We start from the raw sequence: 6,335 nt of genomic DNA on the forward strand, positions 1-6,335 counted from the left end.
ATCCCGTCGGTCGAGACGCTCGCCTGCGGCTCGGCCGTCACGTCACGCCTCCACGACGAGCGTCTCGACCGACGAGATCGTCGGCAGGTGCTCGGCGATGCGGGTGAAGCTGCCGGCCTCGTCGGCGCTGGCGTAGACCTCGCCGGAGCCGGTGCCGAAATAGACGCCGGCCGGCTCGAGCGCGTCGACCGCCATCGCCTGCCGCAGCACGTTGAAGAAGGCGTTCTGCTGCGGCAGGCCCTGGCGCTGGTCGCTCCAGCTCGCGCCGCCGTCGCGCGTGCGCCAGACCGCCGCCCTTGCGTCCGGCATGTAGCGGCCGGCGATGTCTCCGTTGAGCGGGACGAGGAACAGCGTCTCGGGATCGCGCGGATGCGTCGCGGCCGGAAAGCCGAAGCTCGACGGCAGGCCGGCCTCGATGCTGTCCCAGCTCCGGCCGCCGTCGTCGCTGCGATACATGCCGCAATGGTTCTGCTGGTAGAGCCGCCCGGAGCCGCCGGGGGCCATCACCAGGCAGTGCACGCACTGGCCGAACTCGGGATAGCGCTGGTCCTCGGGGAAGTAGTCGCAGCGGACGCCGGTGTTGCGCGGCTCCCAGGTCTCTCCGCCGTCCTGGGTGTGGAACACGCCGGCCGAGGAGATGCCGACCCAGATCCGTTTCGCGTCCTGGGGATCGACCACGAGCGAATGAAGGATCAGCCCGGCGCCGCCCGGGTTCCATTCGGGACGGCTTGGATGCTTCTGCAGCCCGTCGATATGGCTCCAGCTTTCGCCGCCGTCGTCGCTGACGAACAGGCCGGCCGGCTGCACGCCCGCATAGAGCCGGCCATGCGCGGCCGCGACGCTCCACACCGTGGAGATCGGCTCCTGCCCCGGTTCATAGGCGAGACCCTGGCTCGAATGGCTCCAGCTCTCGCCATGGTCGGTCGACTTCCACACCGCCGGCCCGAACCATTCATTGCCGCCCGCGCCATAGATCGCGCCGGTTGCGGGATCGGCCGCCACATGGTTCATCGGCCAGGTCTCGCAGTAAGGCCCGCGCAGCCGCCAGTCGGCGCGCGCCGCGTCGCTCTCCAGGATGAACGCGCCCTTCTTGGTGCCGAGCAGCACCATCACCTTCTTCGACATTGTTTCCCCCCTGGTTCTTGTGCGCCGCCGTGGCTCCTAGGAGTCGCCCTGCGGCTCGGGCTCGGTGACGACCATCCAGGCGACGCCGAAGCGGTCCGCCAGCATGCCGAAGGCGGGCGAGAAGAAAGTCGGCCCGAGCGGCATGCGGATTTCGCCGCCCTCGCCAAGCGCCGCGAACACCCGGTTCGCCTCCGCTTCGCTCGGCGCCGACAGCGCGAGGCTCACGCCCGAGAAATGCGCCGCGCCCGCGCAGCCGCCGTCGGTCGCCATCACCTCGGTGGCGCCGATCCGGAAGCAGGAGTGCAGGATCTTGTCCTCGGAGCCCGGCGGAACCATGCCGGGCGGCGGCGGCTCCGGCGCGTCCCGGAAGCGCAGCAGCGCCGTCACCTCGGCGCCGACCGCGCTCTTGTAGAACTCCAGCGCTTCCTCGCAGCGGCCTTCGAACGACAGATAGGGTCGCACAAGCATCGGTCTCTCCCTGCTCCGGCGCCCGTTTCCCCGGGCCCCGCGTCAAGGACGACCGGACAGCGCGGCCGCCGACATCCTCGCGCGGATTTTTCGCGCGGACTGTCGCGCCGGAGTAGTTTTGCGCGTCCTTGGAACGAGGAGAACCGCCGGCGATGCTTTACGCGATGCTTTGCTACGATTCAGAAGACGTGGTCTGCGCCTGGTCGCAGGAGAAGAACGACGCGGTGATGGCGGATCTCGGCGCGGTTCAGCAGAGGCTGGCCGCGCAGGGGCGGCTCGGTCCGGTCGCGCGGCTGATGCCGACGACCGCCGCGACCACCATCCGCAAGGGCCGGGAAGCCATGGTGATCGACGGCCCCTTCGCGGAGACCAAGGAACAGCTGCTCGGCTTCTTCATCGTCGACTGCGCTTCGCTCGACGAAGCCATCGAGACCGCCAAGGAGCTCGGCGACGCGTGCGGCTCCGCCGGGGCGTTCGAGGTACGGCCGGTGATGCTGTTCAACCCGGTAGCGCCGACGCTATGACCGACCGGGCCTGGATCGACGCGGCTCTGACCGCCGCCAGGCCACAGGCGGTGAGCGCGCTGCTGCGCTATTTCCGCGACCTCGACGCGGCCGAGGAGGCGTTTCAGGACGCCTGCCTGCGCGCGCTCAGGACGTGGCCGGAGAACGGCCCGCCGCGCGATCCCGTCGCCTGGCTGATCTTCGTCGGGCGCAACGCCGCCTTCGACGCCAGGCGCCGCGTCAGCCGGCAGGCGCCGATGCCGGACGAGGAGCTGATCTCCGACCGCGAGGACGCCGAGGCCGCGATGGTCGAGCGGCTCGACGAGGCCGATTATCGCGACGGGGTGCTGCGGCTGCTGTTCATCTGCTGCCATCCCGACCTGCCGGCGCCGCAGCAGATCGCGCTCGCGCTGCGCATCGTGTCCGGGCTGACGGTCGCGGAGATCGCGCGCGCCTTCCTGGTCGGCGAAAGCGCGATGGAGCAGCGGATCACCCGCGCCAAGGCGAAGATCGCGGCGGCCGACGTGCCGTTCGAGGCGCCCGGGCCGGTCGAGCGCGCGGAGCGGCTCGGCGCGGTGCTGCTGATGATCTACCTGCTGTTCAACGAGGGGTATTCGGCGAGCTCCGGCGAGGCGCCGCTGCGCGCGCCCCTCTGCGAGGAGGCGATCCGGCTCGGACGGCTGCTGCTGCGCCTGTTTCCGGCCGAGCCCGAGGCGATGGGGCTGGTCGCGCTCATGCTGCTGCAGCACGCCCGCGCCCCGGCCCGCTTCGACGACGCTGGCGAGATCGTCCTGCTCGACCGACAGGACCGGACGCGCTGGAACGGCCCCCTGATCTCGGAGGGCATAAACCTGATCGGCAAGGCCGTTCGTCACCGCCGGCCCGGCCCCTATCAGGCGCAGGCCGCGATCGCCGCGACGCACGCCCGCGCGGTCCGGGCGGAAGACACCGACTGGGCCGAGATCGACCTGCTCTACGGGCTGCTCGAACGTCTGCAGCCCTCGCCCGTGGTCACGCTCAACCGGGCGGTGGCGGTGTCGAAGCTGAAGGGCCCGCGCGCGGCGCTGGAGATGATCGCGCCGCTCGAGGAGCGCCTCGCCGGCTATTTCTACTTCTTCGGCGTGAAGGGCGCGCTGCACATGGAGCTCGGGGAGGAGGCGCCGGCTCGCGAGGCCTTCGGCCGCGCCATCGCGCTCGCCCGCACCGCGGCCGAGGCCGCCCACATCCGCTCGCATCTCGACCGGCTGCAGGGAGCCGAGGAGCGGCGCGCCTAGAACTGCACGCCGCGGGTCAGCGCGCCGTCGACCACGAGGTTGCTCCCGGTGATGAAGCTCGCCGCCGGACTGGCGAGGAACGCCGCCGCATTGGCGACCTCCTGCGGCGTGCCCAGGCGGCCGGTCGGATTGAGCGCGAGCGCTCTGGCGAACAGCTCGGGATTGCCGGTCTCGATCTGATCCCAGACGCCGCCCTTGAAGTAGATGTTGCCGGGCGAGACCGAGTTCGCCCGGATGTTCTTCGCCGCGAGATTGAAGGCCAGACCCTGCGTGTAGTGGATCAGCGCCGCCTTGAACGCGCCGTAAGGGCCGGCCGCGAAGTCGATTTCCCGGCCGGACACGCTGGAGATGGTGACGATCGAGGCGGCCCGGCTGCGCTCGAGATAGGGCAGCGCCGCATCGACCAGACGCACCGTGCCCATCATGTCCACGGCGAAGCCGGCCTGCCAGCCCGCCTCGTCGCCCTCGATGGCGAGCGCGCTGACATTCGCGACCACGATGTCGAGCCCGCCGAAGGACGCCGCGACCTCTTCGACCCAGGCCGCGACCGCGGGACCGTCGGCCACATCGAGCGCGCGCCCGATCGCCTTCACGCCCGAGGCCGAAAGCGCGCCCGCGGCGGCGTCGACCTCGGCTTCGTTACGGGCGCAGATCGCCACATTGGCGCCTTCGGCCGCAAGCGTCTCCGCTATGGCGCGGCCGATGCCCTTGGTGCCGCCCGTGACGAGCGCGTTCAGGCCGTCGAGCTTCAGGTCCATGACAGGCTCCGTGAGATGAAGGCGACGAGACGCGGGTGACGCGGTTCGCCTGATTTGCGGGCCGCCGGCCGGCCGGAGCAAGTTCAAATAAGCGCTTGGACCCGCCGCGGATTTGGGCGCCGGCCGCCGCCTGAGGGCGCCGGACGAACGGCTCAGTTCCCGACGTGGCGCTCGATATGGCGGGCGAAGTGTTCGGCGGCCTCCGAACCGCTCGTGCGGCGGCGCCACAACATGAGATCGACCGTCGGCAGCGCCGGCAGTCCGGAATCGGGCTCCAGACCGACGAGGCCGCGGGCGTTGACGGAAGCCGCGAGCACGATGACCGCGGCGTCCGCGAGCGCCATCGCCTGCAGTCCCGCGATGCTCTCCGACACGCAGGCGACGCGCCATCTGAGGCTGTTCTCGTTGAGCGCCGCGAGCGCGACGTCGCGATAGAGATTTCCCTCGGGCAGCATGGCGAGCGGGATCGGGTCGCGCCGGTAGGCGCCGCCGCCTTCCGCGCCGAGCCAGACCAGCGGCTCGCTGCGCAGGCGCGTGGTCTCGGCGATGCGCGGATCGACGCCCGGCATCCGGGTCGCGATCGCGACGTCGAGCAGGCCCTCGTCCATCTCGGCGGCGAGCTGGCGCGACAGCGCGCAGCGCACGCTGACCTCGACGCGCGGATAGGCGCGGCGGAAGCTCGCCAGCGTCTCGGGCAGAAGGAACGCGGCGTAGAGATCCGGGCAACCGAGCGTGACGCGGCCTTCGATCTCGTCGGAGGAGAGCTTGAGCCGCGCCTCGTCATGCATGCGCAGCAGGGCGCGCGCATAGGGTAGCAAGGCCTCGCCCTGCGGGGTCAGTCGCAGGCGGCGCAGGTCGGCCTCGAACAGCGGCTGCCCGGCCGCTTCCTCGAGACGCCGCAGCTGCAGGCTCACCGCAGGCTGCGTCCGGTGCAGCCTGCGCGCGACGCGCGTGACGCTCCGCTCTTCGACAAGCATCACGAAAGTGCGAAGCAGGACGATTTCGAGCGTACGCGCCATCTGGCTAAATTATTCTTTGGTTTTTGCAAAGCAATATAAATTTGCCTCGGCTATCCAGCGCTTTTAGCATTGTTTTAATGCAGCGTTACTGGCGAGAAACTAGGCTAATGATCACTAATCAGGCTGATGTTGCGCGCTTCTTGTGCATATCGTGCACGAAGGGCCAGCCTCGCTGCAATGCGGATTTCGTCGGGTGAGCGCGCCGCTGCTCGAGGTGCGCGATATCGCGAAGCGCTTCGGCGGGCTGGCGGCGCTCGACGGCGCCAGCCTCGCGCTTCAGGCGGGCCGCGTCACCGGGCTGATCGGGCCGAACGGCGCGGGCAAGACGACGCTGCTCAACGTCATGACCGGCCTCGTGCGGCCGGACGCCGGCCAGGTCCTGCTGTCGGGACAGGATGTCACCGGCCTCGCCACCCACCGCTACGCCGCGCTCGGCGTCGCCCGCACGTTCCAGATCGTGCGCGAGCTGGGCAGCCTCACGGTGCTGGAGAACCTGCTGCTCGCGCCGCGCCGGCAAAGCGGCGAAGGCGTCGCGACCGGGCTGTTCGCGCGCCCGAAATGGTGGCGGGAGGAGCGCGCGAACGCCGCCAAGGCTCGCGAACTGCTGGAGCGGATCGGGCTCTGGAAGCTCGCCGACCAGCCCTCCGCCGGACTGTCGGGCGGCCAGAAGAAGCTGCTCGATCTCGCCCGCGCGCTGCTGCTCGAACCAAAACTCATCCTGCTGGACGAGCCCGGCGCCGGGGTGTCTCCGCCGGTCAAGCAGGAGCTCATCCGCCTGATCCGCGAGCTCAAGGCCGAGGGCGTCTCGTTCGGGCTGATCGAGCACGACATGCATCTGATCGGCGAACTCTGCGACGAGGTCCACGTCATGGCCGAGGGCCGCAACCTGGTCTCCGGAACGTTCCGGGAGGTCATCGCGGACCGGCGCGTGGTCGAAGCCTATCTGGGGGTGGCGGCGTGAGCGCGGCGCAGGCCTCCATGCCGGCGCTCGCAGCCAGAGGTCTGCGCGCAGGCTACGGCCGTGGCGCCGACATCGTCCGCGGCATCGACCTCGAGCAGGCGCCGGAGAGCATCCTCACGGTGATCGGCCCGAACGGCTCGGGCAAGTCGAGCTTCGTCAAGACGCTGGCGGGGCTGCTCCCGGCGCGGGCGGGCAGCGTCAGCGTCACCGGCCGCGACGTGACCGCC

At 70.3% G+C, this 6,335-nt stretch carries 8 protein-coding genes; 4 read left to right on the forward strand and 4 right to left on the reverse strand.

Going from position 1 to position 6,335, the window contains the following annotated elements:
- Positions 1-42: 42 nt before the first annotated feature.
- The gene (locus ACIKT0_RS11350; RefSeq protein ID WP_407105451.1) at positions 43-1,125 is read right to left on the reverse strand and encodes a WD40/YVTN/BNR-like repeat-containing protein; all 1,083 of its coding nucleotides are present in this window, start codon (positions 1,123-1,125) and stop codon (positions 43-45) included.
- A 36-nt stretch (positions 1,126-1,161) separates the two neighbouring features.
- Positions 1,162-1,593 (reverse strand): VOC family protein, encoded by a 432-nt coding sequence (locus ACIKT0_RS11355; RefSeq protein WP_407105452.1) that lies wholly within the window; start codon positions 1,591-1,593, stop codon positions 1,162-1,164.
- A 152-nt stretch (positions 1,594-1,745) separates the two neighbouring features.
- On the opposite strand from ACIKT0_RS11355, the gene ACIKT0_RS11360 reads away from it, so the two are divergent.
- Together ACIKT0_RS11360 and ACIKT0_RS11365 are read left to right on the forward strand one after the other, a co-directional pair.
- Positions 1,746-2,117 (forward strand): YciI family protein, encoded by a 372-nt coding sequence (locus ACIKT0_RS11360; protein ID WP_407105453.1) that lies wholly within the window; start codon positions 1,746-1,748, stop codon positions 2,115-2,117.
- Positions 2,114-3,370: an RNA polymerase sigma factor gene (locus ACIKT0_RS11365; RefSeq protein ID WP_407105454.1), complete on the forward strand. Its 1,257-nt coding sequence runs from the start codon at positions 2,114-2,116 to the stop codon at positions 3,368-3,370. The genes ACIKT0_RS11360 and ACIKT0_RS11365 overlap by 4 nt, the downstream gene beginning before the upstream one ends.
- Here ACIKT0_RS11365 and ACIKT0_RS11370 read toward each other — a convergent pair.
- Both ACIKT0_RS11370 and ACIKT0_RS11375 read right to left on the reverse strand, forming a co-directional pair.
- On the reverse strand, positions 3,367-4,128 hold the full coding sequence (locus ACIKT0_RS11370; RefSeq protein ID WP_407105455.1) for an SDR family NAD(P)-dependent oxidoreductase: 762 nt from the start codon (positions 4,126-4,128) through the stop codon (positions 3,367-3,369). The two genes, ACIKT0_RS11365 and ACIKT0_RS11370, sit on opposite strands and share 4 nt — an antisense overlap.
- A gap of 152 nt (positions 4,129-4,280) precedes the next feature.
- Entirely contained in the window at positions 4,281-5,147 is an 867-nt protein-coding gene (locus ACIKT0_RS11375; protein WP_407105456.1) for a LysR substrate-binding domain-containing protein, read from the reverse strand.
- Positions 5,148-5,340: 193 nt separating this feature from the next.
- Between ACIKT0_RS11375 and ACIKT0_RS11380 the strand changes: the two genes are divergently transcribed.
- Positions 5,341-6,108, forward strand: a complete 768-nt coding sequence (locus tag ACIKT0_RS11380) for an ABC transporter ATP-binding protein (protein ID WP_407105457.1) — start codon at positions 5,341-5,343, stop codon at positions 6,106-6,108.
- A partial coding sequence (locus ACIKT0_RS11385; protein ID WP_407105458.1) for an ATP-binding cassette domain-containing protein occupies positions 6,105-6,335 on the forward strand: 231 nt, incomplete at its 3' end. The genes ACIKT0_RS11380 and ACIKT0_RS11385, both read left to right, overlap by 4 nt.

The sequence above is a fragment of the Hansschlegelia beijingensis genome (assembly GCF_045505405.1).
In the GTDB taxonomy this organism is placed as follows: domain Bacteria; phylum Pseudomonadota; class Alphaproteobacteria; order Rhizobiales; family Methylopilaceae; genus Methylopila; species Methylopila beijingensis_A.

Excerpts from the sequence above, each read along its gene's own strand:
- ACIKT0_RS11365 (WP_407105454.1), top strand. The coding sequence starts at position 2,114 with ATGACCGACCGGGCCTGGATCGACGCGGCTCTGACCGCCGCCAGGCCA.
- ACIKT0_RS11355 (WP_407105452.1), bottom strand. The coding sequence starts at position 1,593 with ATGCTTGTGCGACCCTATCTGTCGTTCGAAGGCCGCTGCGAGGAAGCG.
- ACIKT0_RS11370 (WP_407105455.1), bottom strand. The coding sequence starts at position 4,128 with ATGGACCTGAAGCTCGACGGCCTGAACGCGCTCGTCACGGGCGGCACC.
- ACIKT0_RS11375 (WP_407105456.1), bottom strand. The coding sequence starts at position 5,147 with ATGGCGCGTACGCTCGAAATCGTCCTGCTTCGCACTTTCGTGATGCTT.
- ACIKT0_RS11350 (WP_407105451.1), bottom strand. The coding sequence starts at position 1,125 with ATGTCGAAGAAGGTGATGGTGCTGCTCGGCACCAAGAAGGGCGCGTTC.
- ACIKT0_RS11360 (WP_407105453.1), top strand. The coding sequence starts at position 1,746 with ATGCTTTACGCGATGCTTTGCTACGATTCAGAAGACGTGGTCTGCGCC.